At 56.4% G+C, this 15311-nt stretch carries 12 protein-coding genes (1 of these 12 cut by a window edge); all 12 read left to right on the forward strand.

All coding sequences use genetic code 11. The features are described 5' to 3' along the window. Positions 1-201 precede the first annotated feature (201 nt). On the forward strand, positions 202-702 hold the full coding sequence (gene rplJ, locus ACPW75_RS22570; protein WP_016352265.1) for a 50S ribosomal protein L10: 501 nt from the start codon (positions 202-204) through the stop codon (positions 700-702). A 51-nt stretch (positions 703-753) separates the two neighbouring features. Further along, positions 754-1116 carry a 50S ribosomal protein L7/L12 gene (gene rplL / locus ACPW75_RS22575; protein ID WP_005341840.1) on the forward strand — a complete coding sequence of 121 codons (363 nt, stop codon included), beginning with the start codon at positions 754-756 and terminating at the stop codon, positions 1114-1116. Positions 1117-1340: 224 nt separating this feature from the next. Next, positions 1341-5369, forward strand: coding sequence for a DNA-directed RNA polymerase subunit beta (gene rpoB / locus ACPW75_RS22580; RefSeq protein ID WP_010635847.1), 4029 nt, complete (start codon positions 1341-1343; stop codon positions 5367-5369). A 91-nt stretch (positions 5370-5460) separates the two neighbouring features. Continuing rightward, the gene (gene rpoC / locus ACPW75_RS22585) at positions 5461-9765 is read left to right on the forward strand and encodes a DNA-directed RNA polymerase subunit beta' (RefSeq protein WP_011707700.1); all 4305 of its coding nucleotides are present in this window, start codon (positions 5461-5463) and stop codon (positions 9763-9765) included. A 197-nt stretch (positions 9766-9962) separates the two neighbouring features. Continuing rightward, complete coding sequence (locus ACPW75_RS22590) at positions 9963-10679, forward strand: helix-turn-helix transcriptional regulator (RefSeq protein ID WP_005306294.1); 717 nt, start codon at positions 9963-9965, stop codon at positions 10677-10679. 25 nt (positions 10680-10704) lie between these two features. After that, positions 10705-11085 (forward strand): RidA family protein, encoded by a 381-nt coding sequence (locus ACPW75_RS22595; RefSeq protein WP_016352264.1) that lies wholly within the window; start codon positions 10705-10707, stop codon positions 11083-11085. Positions 11086-11171: 86 nt separating this feature from the next. Next, positions 11172-11564 carry a sulfurtransferase complex subunit TusD gene (tusD, locus tag ACPW75_RS22600; RefSeq protein WP_016352263.1) on the forward strand — a complete coding sequence of 131 codons (393 nt, stop codon included), beginning with the start codon at positions 11172-11174 and terminating at the stop codon, positions 11562-11564. Between the two features lie 9 nt (positions 11565-11573). Then, positions 11574-11930: a sulfurtransferase complex subunit TusC gene (tusC, locus tag ACPW75_RS22605; protein WP_077097789.1), complete on the forward strand. Its 357-nt coding sequence runs from the start codon at positions 11574-11576 to the stop codon at positions 11928-11930. A gap of 7 nt (positions 11931-11937) precedes the next feature. Next, positions 11938-12216 (forward strand): sulfurtransferase complex subunit TusB, encoded by a 279-nt coding sequence (gene tusB / locus ACPW75_RS22610; RefSeq protein ID WP_024945207.1) that lies wholly within the window; start codon positions 11938-11940, stop codon positions 12214-12216. A 183-nt stretch (positions 12217-12399) separates the two neighbouring features. Next, on the forward strand, positions 12400-12774 hold the full coding sequence (rpsL, locus tag ACPW75_RS22615; protein ID WP_005306278.1) for a 30S ribosomal protein S12: 375 nt from the start codon (positions 12400-12402) through the stop codon (positions 12772-12774). Positions 12775-12867: 93 nt separating this feature from the next. Further along, entirely contained in the window at positions 12868-13338 is a 471-nt protein-coding gene (gene rpsG, locus ACPW75_RS22620; protein WP_005306266.1) for a 30S ribosomal protein S7, read from the forward strand. 75 nt (positions 13339-13413) lie between these two features. After that, positions 13414-15311: the 5' portion of an elongation factor G gene (gene fusA, locus ACPW75_RS22625; RefSeq protein ID WP_425904371.1), read on the forward strand. The gene runs 208 nt beyond the window's last position; only the first 1898 of its 2106 coding nucleotides appear in the window; its start codon is at positions 13414-13416; its stop codon lies beyond the right edge, outside the window.

Genomic DNA, 15311 nt, shown 5'->3' on the forward strand with positions numbered 1-15311 from the left:
GGGTTTCGACCTCCGTCCAAGACCGCAGGTGGCTGCAAGGCCTTAATCCTTCCTGCGTAGACGGTGCCGGAAACCCAGCGAGAAAGATTTCTTTCTCTTCTGGAATCCTGCTACCGCATCGTTCCCCTCTGTTGTAAAGGTAGGGGGGATGTGTCAGTACTGGGTCAAACTAGACCCGGATTCAATCCAGGAGTTAAGCCAATGGCATTGGGACTCGAAGACAAAAAGGCAATTGTTGCTGAAGTCAACGAAGCTGCCAAAGGCGCTCTTTCTGCAGTTGTAGCCGATTCTCGCGGCGTGACTGTAGAGAAGATGACCAGCCTGCGTAAATCTGCTCGTGAAGCCGGTGTGTACATGCGCGTTGTGCGTAACACCCTGCTGCGTCGCGCAGTTGAAGGTACCGAATTCGGTTGCCTGAACGACGTATTGTCTGGTCCTACCTTGATTGCTTTCTCTAACGAACACCCGGGCGCTGCCGCTCGTCTGTTCAAAGAGTTTGCCAAAGCGAACCAAAAGTTCGAAATCAAGGCTGGCGCTTTTAACGGTGAGTTTATCGCCGCAGCACAAATTGATCGTCTGGCCACGCTGCCGACCTACGACGAAGCAATTGCGAAGTTGATGGCTACCATGAAGGAAGCCTCTGCTGGCAAGCTGGTTCGTACCATCGCTGCTGTGCGTGATCAGAAGCAAGCTGCTGCTTGATTCTCGCCTATTTAGGCTGTTTGAGTTTATTCAACATCAGGAATTTTTGTCATGTCTATCACTAAAGACCAAATTATCGAAGCCGTTGCTTCCATGTCCGTAATGGAAGTTGTTGAGCTGATCGAAGCTATGGAAGAGAAGTTCGGTGTTTCTGCCGCTGTTGCTGTTGCTGCCGGTCCGGCCGCTGAAGCAGTAGAAGAGAAGACCGAGTTCGACGTAGTTCTGACTGCTGCCGGTGCCAACAAAGTTGCTGTCATCAAAGCCGTTCGTGGCGCCACCGGTCTGGGCCTGAAAGAAGCCAAAGACCTGGTAGAAGCTGCTCCGGCTAACCTGAAAGAAGCCGTCTCCAAAGACGAAGCTGAAGCTCTGAAGAAAGAGCTGGAAGCTGCCGGTGCTTCTGTTGAGATCAAATAATCTGCATTTATGTAGATTGGCCTGATAAAACAGGCTAGGGCTGGTGAATTTTTGTTCACCAGCCTTTTTGCGCTGTAGACTGAGAGCATTTCACACCGTTTACGACTCTCGGTGCACCAGCAATCCGGACTGTTTTCATTCGTCCGGGCCAACACAAAACGGTGTTGAGACAGAGCTGTCCCGTGGGACAGAGTGGGTCACTTATCAGCGAGCTGAGGAACCCTATGGTTTACTCTTATACCGAAAAAAAACGCATTCGTAAGGACTTCGGTAAGCGAGACCAGGTACTGGACACGCCTTATCTGTTGTCCATTCAGCTGGACTCCTTCAAGCAGTTCATCGAGGCTGACCCGGAAGGTGAATATGGCCTAGAGGCCGCTTTCCGTAGCGTTTTCCCGATCACCAGTTACTCCGGTAGTGCTGAGCTTCAGTATGTCAGCTATCGCCTGGGTGAGCCGGTATTTGACGTAAAAGAATGCCAGATCCGTGGAGTGACCTACTCCGCGCCGCTGCGTGTCAAGCTTCGTATGGTTCTGTACGACCGTGAAGCAGCTGCCGGCACCGTCAAAGACATCAAGGAACAAGAAGTATACATGGGCGAAATTCCGCTCATGACCGAGAACGGCACCTTTGTTATCAACGGTACCGAGCGGGTAATCGTCTCCCAGCTGCATCGTAGCCCGGGCGTCTTCTTCGACCACGATAAAGGCAAAACACATTCATCCGGTAAGGTGCTGTATAACGCGCGCGTTATTCCCTACCGTGGCTCCTGGCTGGACTTCGAGTTCGATGCGAAAGACAACCTGTTTGTCCGTATCGACCGTCGTCGTAAACTGCCGGCATCCATTATTCTGCGTGCCCTGGATTTCAGTTCCGAACAGATTCTGGCCACCTTCTTCGAAACCATCGGTTTCGAAGTCAAAGATGGCAAGTTGATGATGGATCTGGTGCCGGAGCGCCTGCGTGGTGAAACTGCGACCTTTGACATCGTGGCCAATGGCGCCGTGGTGGTTGAGACCGGTCGTCGAGTGACTGCGCGTCACATCCGTCAGTTGGAAAAAGATTCCGTTACCCAGATTGAGGTACCGGTTGAGTATGTTGTTGGCAAGGTTGCTGCCAAGGACTACGCACATCCGCAAACTGGCGAGATGGTAGTGACTGCCAACCAGGCGCTGAGCCTGGAAGCGGTAGCCAACCTCTCCCAAGCCGGCTTCAAGCACTTCGAGGTTCTGTTCACCAATGAACTGGATCACGGTGCCTACATGTCCGAGACCCTGCGTATCGACTCCAGCTCCAGCCGCCTGGAAGCACTGGTCGAAATCTATCGCATGATGCGTCCGGGTGAGCCGCCGACTCGCGAAGCCGCAGAACAGCTGTTCGAGAACCTGTTCTTCTCTTCCGAGCGTTACGACCTGTCTACCGTAGGTCGGATGAAGTTCAACCGCCGTCTGGCCCGTGAAGACGAGACCGGCGTGGGTACTTTGACCAAAGACGACATCGTCGATGTGATGAAGCGCCTGATCGACATCCGTAACGGCAATGACGAGGTGGATGATATCGACCACCTGGGTAACCGTCGTATCCGTTCTGTCGGTGAAATGGCTGAAAACCAGTTCCGCGTCGGTCTGGTGCGTGTCGAGCGTGCGGTCAAGGAGCGTCTCTCCCTGGGCGACCTGGACACCCTGATGCCGCAGGATCTGATCAACGCCAAGCCGATCTCCGCCGCAGTCAAAGAGTTCTTTGGTTCCAGCCAACTGTCCCAGTTCATGGACCAGAACAACCCGCTGTCCGAAGTGACCCACAAGCGTCGTATTTCCGCGCTGGGCCCGGGCGGTTTGACTCGTGAGCGTGCCGGCTTTGAAGTTCGAGACGTACACCCGACCCACTACGGTCGTCTGTGCCCCATCGAAACGCCTGAAGGTCCGAACATCGGTCTGATCAACTCGCTGTCCGTGTACTCTCGTACCAACGAGTACGGTTTCCTTGAGACCCCGTACCGCAAGGTCATTGACGGTGTGATCACCGACGAAGTGGACTATCTGTCTGCTATTGAAGAAGGCAAGTACGTGATCGCACAGGCTAACGCCGCGACCACCGAAGATGGCCGTCTGAAAGATGAATTGATCCCGTGCCGTCACAAAGGTGAATCCACCTTTATGAACGCCGACCAGATCCAGTATATGGACGTGAGCCCGCAGCAGATCGTATCTGTGGCAGCGGCCCTGATCCCGTTCCTGGAACACGATGACGCGAACCGCGCATTGATGGGTTCAAACATGCAACGTCAGGCTGTACCGACTCTGCGCGCCGACAAGCCGCTGGTTGGTACCGGTATGGAACGCGCTGTGGCCGTTGACTCCGGTGTTACCGTAGTGGCCAAGCGTGGCGGCATGATCGACTACGTCGATGCCTCCCGTATCGTTATCAAGGTCAACGAAGATGAGCTGCTGCCTGGCGAAGCCGGCATCGACATCTACAGCCTGACCAAATACACCCGTTCCAACCAGAACACCTGTATCAACCAGCGTCCGTGCGTGATGTTGGGCGAGCCGGTGATGGCGGGCGACGTGCTGGCTGACGGCCCGTCCACCGACCTGGGTGAACTGGCGCTGGGTCAGAACCTGCGCGTCGCGTTCATGCCGTGGAACGGTTACAACTTCGAAGACTCGATCCTGGTGAACGAGCGTGTTGTTCAGGAAGATCGCCTGACCACCATTCACATCCAGGAACTGGCCTGTATCTCCCGTGACACCAAGCTGGGTCCGGAAGAGATCACTGCTGACATCCCGAACGTGGGTGAAGCCGCTCTGTCCAAGCTGGACGAGTCCGGTATCGTCTACGTGGGTGCCGAAGTGAAGGGCGGCGACATTCTGGTCGGTAAGGTAACGCCGAAAGGTGAAACCCAGCTGACGCCGGAAGAGAAGCTGCTGCGCGCCATCTTCGGTGAGAAGGCGTCCGACGTGAAGGACTCTTCCCTGCGTGTGCCGAACGGTGTTTACGGTACCGTGGTTGACGTGCAGGTCTTTACCCGCGATGGCGTGGAAAAAGACAAGCGCGCCAAAGAAATCGAAGAGATGCAGCTGAAGGAAGCGAAGAAGGACTTGACCGAAGAGTTCAAGATCCTGGAAGACGGCATTTTCGGCCGCTCCCGCAACCTGCTGCTGGCCGCCGGCTACAGCGAAGACCGTCTGAACAAGCTCGATCGCTCCAAGTGGTTTGAACTGGCCATCGAAGATGAAGCCAAGCAAATCGAGCTGGAACAGATCGCTGAACAGCACGTTGAGCTGAAGGCTGAGTTCGACAAGAAATTCGAGAACAAGCGTCGCAAGATCATCCAGGGCGATGACCTGGCGCCGGGCGTACTGAAGATCGTCAAGGTCTATCTGGCCGTCAAGCGTCGCATCCAGCCGGGTGACAAGATGGCGGGTCGTCACGGTAACAAGGGTGTTATCTCCAAGATCTGTCCGGTCGAGGATATGCCCCATGACGAGTACGGCCGTCCGGTCGACATCGTTCTGAACCCGTTGGGCGTACCGTCCCGTATGAACATCGGTCAGATCCTCGAAGTGCACTTGGGCCTCGCGGCCAAGGGTATCGGCGAGAAGATCGACCGCATGGTCAAGGAACAGCGCGAACTGCACGAGATGCGTGACTTCCTGCAACAGGTCTATGACCTGGGCGAGAAAGACACCCAGCAAGTGAACGTGGCCGAGCTGTCCGACGACGACGTACGTACCCTGGTCGGTAACCTGCGCAAGGGTCTGCCGGTCGCTACGCCGGTCTTTGATGGCGCCAAAGAGCGTGAAATCAAGGCCCTGCTGAAGCTGGCCGACCTGCCGGAATCCGGTCAGATCGCCCTGTTCGACGGTCGTACCGGTAACGCCTTCGAGCGTAAGGTCACCGTGGGTTACATGTACATGCTGAAGCTGAACCACCTGGTAGACGACAAGATGCACGCGCGTTCTACCGGTTCTTACAGCCTGGTTACCCAGCAGCCGCTGGGTGGTAAGGCACAGTTCGGTGGTCAGCGTTTCGGTGAGATGGAAGTGTGGGCCCTGGAGGCTTACGGTGCGGCATATACCCTGCAGGAGATGCTGACCGTCAAGTCTGACGATGTGAACGGCCGTACCAAGATGTACAAGAACATCGTGGATGGCGACCACCGTATGGAGCCGGGCATGCCCGAATCCTTCAACGTATTGCTGAAGGAAATCCGCTCTCTGGGTATCAACATCGAGCTGGACGAAGAGTAAGAGCTCGCTCTTATTGTTCGAGAATTGACGTGGGCGCCCCGCTGTTTCGGCAGTAGGGGCGCCGAGGTTAGACTCCTGACAGGGGAAACACGTGAAAGACTTACTCAAGTTTTTGAAGGCTCAGACCAAGACCGAAGAGTTTGACAGTATCAAGATCGGTCTGGCCTCTCCTGACATGATCCGCTCCTGGTCATTCGGTGAGGTCAAAAAGCCTGAGACCATCAACTACCGGACTTTCAAGCCGGAACGTGATGGTCTGTTCTGCGCCCGTATCTTCGGACCGGTGAAGGACTACGAGTGTCTGTGCGGCAAGTACAAGCGCCTGAAACACCGTGGTGTGATCTGTGAGAAGTGCGGCGTAGAAGTGACCCAGACCAAGGTCCGTCGTGAGCGTATGGGCCACATCGAGCTGGCCAGCCCGACTGCCCACATCTGGTTCCTGAAGTCCCTGCCGTCCCGTATCGGTCTGCTGCTGGACATGACCCTGCGTGACATCGAGCGCGTGCTGTATTTCGAATCCTATGTAGTGATCGAACCCGGCATGACCAACCTCGAGCGCAGCCAAATGCTGTCCGAAGAGCAGTACCTGGACGCACTGGAAGAGTGGGGCGACGAATTCGACGCCAAGATGGGTGCCGAAGCAATCCTGGCATTGCTGCGCGCCATCGATCTGGAAGGCGAAGTGCGCACCATGCGCGAAGAGCTGGATCAGACCAACTCCGAGACCAAGCGCAAGAAGACCACCAAGCGCCTGAAGCTGATGGAAGCCTTCCTGCAGTCCGGCAACAAGCCGGAGTGGATGATCATGACAGTGCTGCCCGTGCTGCCGCCGGACCTGCGTCCGCTGGTACCGCTGGACGGCGGCCGTTTCGCGACCTCCGATCTGAACGATCTGTACCGTCGCGTGATCAACCGTAACAACCGCTTGAAGCGCCTGCTGGACCTGGCTGCTCCGGACATCATCGTGCGCAACGAAAAGCGCATGCTGCAAGAGTCCGTCGATGCCCTGCTGGACAACGGCCGTCGTGGCCGTGCCATCACCGGCTCCAACAAGCGCCCGCTGAAATCCTTGGCCGACATGATCAAGGGTAAGCAAGGTCGTTTCCGTCAGAACCTGCTCGGTAAGCGTGTCGACTACTCCGGTCGTTCCGTTATCACCGTAGGTCCGACGCTGCGTCTGCATCAGTGCGGTCTGCCGAAGAAGATGGCGCTGGAGCTGTTCAAGCCGTTCATCTATGGCAAGCTGGAATCCCGCGGTCTGGCGACCACCATCAAGGCCGCCAAGAAGATGGTGGAGCGCGAAGAAGCTGTCGTTTGGGACATCCTGGACGAAGTGATCCGCGAACACCCGGTGCTGCTGAACCGTGCACCGACCCTGCACCGTCTGGGTATCCAGGCGTTTGAACCGACCCTGATCGAAGGCAAGGCCATCCAGCTGCACCCGCTCGTCTGTGCCGCCTATAACGCGGACTTCGATGGTGACCAGATGGCGGTCCACGTACCGCTGACCCTGGAAGCCCAGCTGGAAGCGCGCGCGCTGATGATGTCCACCAACAACATCCTGTCGCCTGCCTCCGGTGAGCCGATCATCGTTCCGTCTCAGGACGTGGTCTTGGGTCTGTACTACATGACCCGCGCCCGTATCAACGCCAAGGGCGAAGGTATGGTGCTGTCCGGCCCGAAAGAAGCCGAGAAGGTATACCGCGCCGGTCTGGCCGATCTGCATGCTCGCGTGAAAGTTCGCATCACCGAATACCTGCGTCAGGAAGACGGTTCGCTGCGTGCTCACACCGAGATGAAGAACACCACCGTTGGTCGTGCGATCCTGAGCCTGATCCTGCCGAAAGGCATGGAATACGCGCTGATCGACGAGCCGAAGGTGCTGACTGCTGCAGAGCAGGCTGACCTGGATGCCAACCCGCAGAACTGGATCAAATCCGTATCCAACAAGGCGCTGGGCAAAAAGCTCATCTCCCGTCTGCTGAACACCTGCTATCGCAAGCAGGGTCTGAAGGACACCGTCATCTTCGCTGACCAGCTGATGTATACCGGTTTCCACTATGCGGCCCTGTCCGGTGCTTCTGTTGGTATCGATGACATGGTCATCCCGGATGCCAAGAAAGACATCATCGCCGCAGCCGAAGCCGAAGTTGCCGAGATCCAGGACCAGTTCCTGTCCGGTCTGGTGACCGCGGGCGAACGCTACAACAAGGTTATCGATATCTGGGCCAGCGCCAACGAGCGCGTCTCCAAGGCCATGATGGAGAACTTGTCCAAAGAGCGTAACGTCAACTCGCTGGGTGAAGAAGAAGAGCAAGCCTCGTTCAACAGCATCTTCATGATGGCCGACTCTGGTGCGCGGGGTTCCGCAGCCCAGATCCGTCAGCTGGCCGGTATGCGTGGCCTGATGGCCAAGCCGGATGGCTCCATCATCGAGACCCCGATCGTCGCGAACTTCCGCGAAGGTCTGAACGTACTGCAGTACTTCATCTCCACTCACGGTGCTCGTAAGGGTCTGGCGGATACCGCACTGAAGACTGCGAACTCCGGTTACCTGACTCGTCGTCTGGTTGACGTGGCACAGGACATGGTGATCACCGAGGACGATTGCGGCACTACCGAAGGTCTGTGGATGACTCCGCTGATCGAAGGTGGCGACGTGGTCGAACCGCTGCGTGAGCGCGTGCTGGGCCGTGTGGTTGCCGATGACGTGATCAAGCCGGGTACTGAAGACGAAGTGCTGGTAGCACGCAACACCCTGCTCGACGAGCAGCTGTGTGACCTGCTGGAGCGCAACTCTGTTGACCGCGTGAAGGTACGTTCTGCCATCACCTGTGAGACCGACTTCGGTAACTGTGCTCACTGCTACGGCCGTGATCTGGCCCGTGGTCACCTGGTTAACAAGGGTGAGGCTGTCGGTGTTATCGCCGCCCAGTCCATCGGTGAGCCGGGTACCCAGCTGACGATGCGTACCTTCCACATCGGTGGTGCCGCATCCCGTGCCGCTGCCGAGAGCAGCATCCAGGTCAAGAACACCGGTAGCATCAAGCTGCAGAACGCCAAGTTCGTTCACAACAGCGATGACAAACTGGTTATCACCTCCCGTTCTACCGAACTGACCATCATGGACGAGATGGGCCGTACCAAGGAAAGCCACAAGCTGCCTTACGGTTCCGTGCTGGAAGTGAAAGATGGCCAGGCCGTGAACGCCGGTGAAACCGTCGCCAACTGGGATCCGCACACTCACCCGATCATCACCGAAGTAGCGGGTCGTCTGCACTTCGAACACATGATCGATGGCGTGACCATCACTCGTCAGACCGACGAGCTGACCGGTCTCTCCTCCATCGTCGTGCTGGATGTCAACGAGCGTCCGAGCGCCGGTAAAGAGATGCGTCCGACCGTGAAACTGGTCGACCTGAACGGCAAGGACGTGATGATCCCGGGTACCGATGTCGCCGCCCAGTATTTCCTGCCGGGCAAGGCAATCGTGAACCTGGAAGATGGTGCCAACGTGGGCGTGGGTGACGCGGTAGCGCGTATCCCGCAAGAGTCCGGCGGTACCAAGGACATCACCGGTGGTCTGCCGCGCGTTGCGGATCTGTTCGAAGCACGTCAACCGAAGGAACCGGCAATTCTGGCCGAGATCTCCGGTACCATCTCCTTCGGGAAAGAGACCAAGGGCAAACGCCGTCTGGTCATCACCCCGACCGATGGTGGCGATGTCTACGAGGAGATGATTCCGAAGTGGCGTAACCTGAACGTGTTCGAAGGTGAAAAAGTTGAGAAGGGTGAAGTGCTGGCGGACGGTCCTGAGTCTGCTCACGACATTCTGCGTCTGCGCGGTATCAGCCCGGTCGCCAACTACATCGCCAACGAAGTGCAGGACGTTTATCGTCTGCAAGGCGTTAAGATCAACGACAAGCACATCGAAGTCATCGTGCGTCAGATGCTGCGCAAGTGCGAGATCCTGAGCGCCGGCGACACCGACCTGATCGAAGGCGAACAGGTTGAAGTGGCTCGCGTGAAGATTGCCAACCGTAAGCTGGTTGCTGAGGGCAAGACCCCGGCCACCTTCCGTCACATCCTGATGGGTATTACCAAGGCATCTCTGAGCACCGAGTCCTTCATCTCCGCGGCTTCCTTCCAGGAAACCACCCGTGTTCTGACCGAAGCGGCCGTTGGCGGCAAGCGTGACGAACTGCGTGGCCTGAAAGAGAACGTGATCGTGGGTCGTCTGATCCCGGCTGGTACTGGCTTTGCCTACCACCACGGCCGGATCAACCAGCGTGCCGCCGCAGCCCGTGCTGTTGGTGTGCCGCAGGTGACTGCCGATGAAGCTCAGCAAAACCTGGCGGATCTGCTCAACGCAGCCGGCAGTTTTGACGAAGAGTAATCTTCCGCTGTAGCGAATGAAAAGGGCCCCTTCATGGGGCCCTTTTTTATTGTCGATTTTCTCGTCAAAGCCAGACGCCACGCGGATATTCGGATGATCCAGAGCAAGGTTGCAGAGTAAAAAATCAAAAAAAGTTGACATTGCCCCCTCGCAACTGAAAACTCGGGAAAGTTGAATGGGTATTACAGGGGTAGAACATGACTGTCGGTATCGAGGAAGTGATGCTTCCCGAAGAGCAACTGATCGGTCGCACTTTTACAGACGAAGACAGGGAATTGTTGCGCTCATACGATGGGCTGATCGATGGCTTGGCCGAGTTGTTCGGCAAGCACTGTGAAGTGGTGCTTCACTCCCTGGAAAATCTGCACGAGTCCGTGATCAAGATTGCCAACGGGTTCAATACGGGACGGAATGAGGGGGCCCCCATTACCGATCTCGCGCTGCGTATGCTCAAGGACATCGAGAATACCGGCCAGGATTACACCCAGAGCTATTTTGCTCGCAGCCGTACCGGTGCCCTGATGAAGTCGAGTACCATCGCCATCAGGAATAGCGACAAGCAGGTGATTGGCCTCATATGTATCAACCTGCACATCAACGCGCCTTTTCACGAGTTCGTCGCCGAATTTTTCCCGACGCCGCAACAAGTCGAGCGTCAGTCGCCGGAGACCTTTGCCAACAGTGTGGAAGAGCTGGTTGCCCAGACGGTGGACAACACCATCGACGAGATCAACCGCGATCCGACCGTTGCCAACAATGCTAAAAACAGGTTTATCGTGACCCAGCTGTTCGAGAAGGGCATATTTGATATCAAGGACTCGATCAACCTGGTCGCCGACAAGCTGAACATTTCCAAACATACCGTTTATCTGTACATCCGACAGCGCAAGCAGGGTGAAGACGAAAACGAGTAAGCGCCATAGAAGGGGATAGACAAGAATGGCTAAAGAAGTTATTGCAACCGACAAGGCTCCTGCCGCAATTGGCCCGTATGTTCAGGCCACCAAACTGGGCGAGCTGGTCTTCACTTCCGGGCAGATCCCGCTCGATCCGGCCACCATGGAGATAGTGGCTGGCGGTATCGAAGCGCAGGCCGAGCAAGTGATGAAGAACCTGGTTGCAGTATTGAAGGAAGCGGGAGCCGATACCGGCAAGGTATTGAAGACCACCTGCTTCCTCAGCGACATGAACAACTTTGTTGCCTTCAACCAGGTTTATGCCCGTTACTTCGGTGAAGCCGCTCCTGCCCGCTCCTGCGTGGAAGTGGCGCGCCTGCCGAAGGATGTGCTGGTTGAAGTCGAAGCCATCGCTTACGTCTGATCCAAGGCTGCACGAAGAGCCCCTCCCAGGAGGGGCTTTTTTGTGTTTGGCGTAGAATGGACGAACACATGCGCAGGAGTCCGGATATGAGTCTGAATTTTGCCCTGCTGGTAACGGGACCCGCCTATGGCACCCAGTCGGCCAGCACCGCCTATCGCTTTGCCTTGAGCCTCATCGAGCAGGGCCATCGCTTGTCTCACCTGTTCTTCTACCAGGATGGGGTCTGCAACGGCAACGGGTTGCATGCTCCCGCCTCCGATGAGAGCAACCTGGTCGCCCTGTGGCGTGAACTGGCCAACCAGCAAGGGATCCGTATCGATGTGTGCGTCGCCGCCGCCATGCGGCGCGGTGTGCTGGATGAGCAGGAGGCCAAGGGGCTGGGCAGGGCACACTTCAACCTGGAGCCGCCATTTTGCCTGAGCGGCCTGGGTCAGCTGGCGGAGGCCAGCCTGACCGCCGATCGATTCGTCCAGTTTTAAGAGGCAGCCATGCACAAGATAGCGTTTATTTGCCGGCGCGGGCCACACGGTACCGCCGCCGGGCGGGAAGGTCTGGATGCCCTGCTGGCCACTTCGGCCATGACCGAGTCGCTGGCCCTGTTCCTCATCGGAGATGGTGTGCTGCAACTGCTCAGAGAGCAGCAGCCGCAGGCCATCTTGCAGCGTCACTATGCGCCGACCTTCAAGCTGCTCGAGCTCTACGACATCGAGGAGGTCTATGTGTGCACCGACTCGCTGGCCGAGCGTGGCCTGACGGTGGCTGACCTGCTGATCCCCGTGACCGGCCTGTCCCGCACCGACATCCGGCACCAGTGGAATGCCTGTGCTACCCACATCTGCTTTTGAGGTGACCATGATACAGCTGATATTGACCTCTCCCTTCCAGAGCCAGGACCTGGAACAGGCGCTGACCTATCGCCAGCCGGAGGATGTGCTGGTGCTGATGCAGGATGCCGTCGTCGCTGCCACGGCCCCTCAGTGGTGTGCTCGGTTGGCCGGAGTGCCGCTCTATGTCATGCGGGAAGACCTGCAGGCGAGGGGATTGCAACAACGGATCGGGTTGGATCTGGACATGGCCGGCTTGGTGGCTCTGATCGCGGAAAAAGGCTCGCCGCAGACCTGGGCTGGCTGACCGCCGGTTTTATATAATTATTTCAGCCGGTTATCGATATTTTTCAAGGTCTCTTCACTGCCTTTCCTGGCTCGGATTGTATAAATCTTGACTCCCTTGACAACAGGGCATAAAATTTCGCGTCCCCGTATCTGCGGGGAGGATTTTTCACATGTTTATGAAGTCATTATCAGGAGCCTTTTGATGGCAACTATTAACCAGTTGGTTCGCAAGCCACGCATCAAGCTCGTTGTGAAAAGCAACGTGCCGGCGCTGGAAGCGTGCCCTCAGAAGCGTGGCGTGTGCACCCGTGTATACACCACCACCCCGAAGAAGCCTAACTCTGCACTGCGTAAAGTATGCCGTGTACGTCTGACCAACGGCTTCGAAGTCACCTCCTACATCGGCGGTGAAGGTCACAACCTGCAAGAGCACTCTGTTGTTCTGATCCGTGGCGGTCGTGTAAAAGACTTGCCAGGTGTTCGTTATCACACCGTTCGTGGTGCGTTGGACTGTGCCGGTGTTAAAGACCGTAAGCAGGCTCGCTCCAAGTATGGCGTGAAGCGTCCGAAAGCTTAATGGTTCTCCGTTAAGTAAGGCCAAACGTTAATTCGTTTCTAGTTAGATAACTTTCTAGTTTTGGGTAACCCCTGAAGTTACGGAGAATTTGAAATGCCAAGACGTCGTGTTGTTGGTCAGCGTAAAATCCTGCCGGATCCCAAGTTCGGATCAGAGCTGCTGGCTAAATTTGTCAACGTAGTAATGGTTGACGGTAAGAAATCTGTTTCCGAAGCCATCGTATATGGCGCGCTGGACATCATTGCCACCAAGACTGGCAAAGAGCACCTGGCCGTATTCGAAGAAGCCCTGGACAACATTCGTCCGGCCGTCGAGGTTAAATCTCGTCGTGTCGGTGGTGCAACCTATCAGGTACCGGTAGAAGTTCGTCCGGTTCGCCGCAATGCCCTGGCAATGCGCTGGTTGGTTGATGCCGCTCGTAAACGTGGTGAAAAATCAATGGCTCAGCGTTTGGCTGGCGAGCTGCTGGATGCCGCTGACAATAAGGGTTCGTCTGTCAAGAAACGTGAAGACGTACACCGTATGGCTGAAGCGAACAAGGCTTTCGCTCACTTCCGCTGGTAATCCGCTTGCGCAGGGTCTTTTGGCTCTGCGCACCTTTAATTATCTGGGGACAAGTGCCCTAGTAAGAGGATGACAATGGCTCGTACAACCCCCATTGAGCGTTATCGTAATATCGGTATCTCCGCTCACATCGACGCCGGTAAGACTACTACTACCGAGCGCGTTCTGTTTTACACCGGTGTAAGTCACAAGATCGGTGAAGTTCACGATGGCGCCGCCACCATGGACTGGATGGAACAGGAACAAGAGCGTGGTATCACCATCACCTCCGCCGCGACCACCGCTTTCTGGTCCGGTATGGGCAAACAGTTCCAACCGCACCGTATCAACATCATCGATACCCCGGGCCACGTTGACTTTACTATCGAAGTAGAGCGTTCCATGCGTGTTCTGGATGGCGCCGTGATGGTGTACTGTGCCGTAGGTGGCGTACAGCCACAGTCTGAAACCGTATGGCGTCAGGCTAACAAGTACAAGGTTCCCCGTATCGCGTTCGTCAACAAGATGGACCGTACCGGTGCCAACTTCCTGCGCTGCGTTGAGCACATCAAGACCCGTCTGAAAGGTAACCCGGTTCCGCTGCAACTGAACATCGGTTCAGAAGAGAACTTCAAGGGCGTTATCGACCTGGTCAAGATGAAAGCCATCAACTGGAGCGAAGCTGACCAGGGCGTATCCTTCGATTACGAAGACGTCCCGGCTGAGCTGCTGGAAAAAGCGCAAGAAATGCGCATGACCCTGGTTGAAGCCGCTGCTGAAGCGTCTGAAGACCTGATGGAAAAATACCTGGGTGGTGAAGAACTGACCGAGGAAGAGATCAAGAAAGCTCTTCGTCAGCGCGTTCTGAACAACGAAATCATCCTGGTTACCTGTGGCTCCGCGTTCAAGAACAAGGGCGTACAGGCCATGCTGGATGCCGTGGTTGACTATCTGCCGGCTCCGACCGACGTAGCAGCCATCGACGGTCTGAAGCTGGATGGCGAGACCAAAGACGAGCGTCATGCTTCTGATGACGAGCCGTTTGCTGCTCTGGCATTCAAGATTGCTACCGACCCGTTCGTAGGCAACCTGACCTTCTTCCGCGTTTACTCCGGTGTGGTTAACTCCGGTGACTCCGTGCTGAACTCCGTTAAAGAGAAGCGCGAGCGTTTTGGCCGTATCGTTCAGATGCACGCCAACAAGCGTGAAGAGATCAAAGAAGTTCGCGCAGGCGATATCGCTGCCGCCATCGGTCTGAAAGACGTGACCACCGGTGACACCCTGTGTGACGAAAAAGCGCCGATCATCCTCGAGCGTATGGAATTCCCGGAACCGGTAATCTCCATCGCAGTTGAGCCGAAAACCAAGGCTGACCAAGAGAAGATGGGCCTGGCTCTGGGCCGTCTGGCTCAGGAAGACCCGTCCTTCCGTGTATGGACTGACGAAGAGTCTGGCCAAACCATCATCGCCGGTATGGGTGAGCTGCACCTGGACATCATCGTTGACCGTATGCGTCGCGAGTTCAAGGTAGAAGCGAACGTAGGTAAGCCGCAGGTTGCCTACCGTGAAACCATTCGTAACACCGTCAAGGATATCGAAGGTAAGCACGCCAAGCAGTCCGGTGGTCGTGGTCAGTACGGTCACGTTGTGATCGACATGTACCCGCTGGAAGAAGGCAAAGCCTACGAATTCGTCAACGACATCAAGGGCGGCGTCATTCCTGGTGAGTTCATCCCGGGTGTTGACAAGGGTATCCGCGAGCAGCTGAAGTCCGGCCCGCTGGCAGGTTATCCGGTAATGGATCTGGGCGTGCGCCTGCACTTCGGTTCCTACCACGATGTCGACTCTTCCGAACTGGCGTTCAAGATCGCTGCTTCCATGGCCTTTAAGGCTGGCTTCATGAAGGCCAACCCGGTTCTGCTCGAACCGATCATGAAAGTAGAAGTCGAGACTCCGGAAGACTACATGGGCGACGTGATCGGTGACCTGAACCG

This window comes from Aeromonas sp. FL131 (genome assembly GCF_049860615.1).
GTDB classification, from domain to species: Bacteria; Pseudomonadota; Gammaproteobacteria; order Enterobacterales; family Aeromonadaceae; genus Aeromonas; species Aeromonas hydrophila.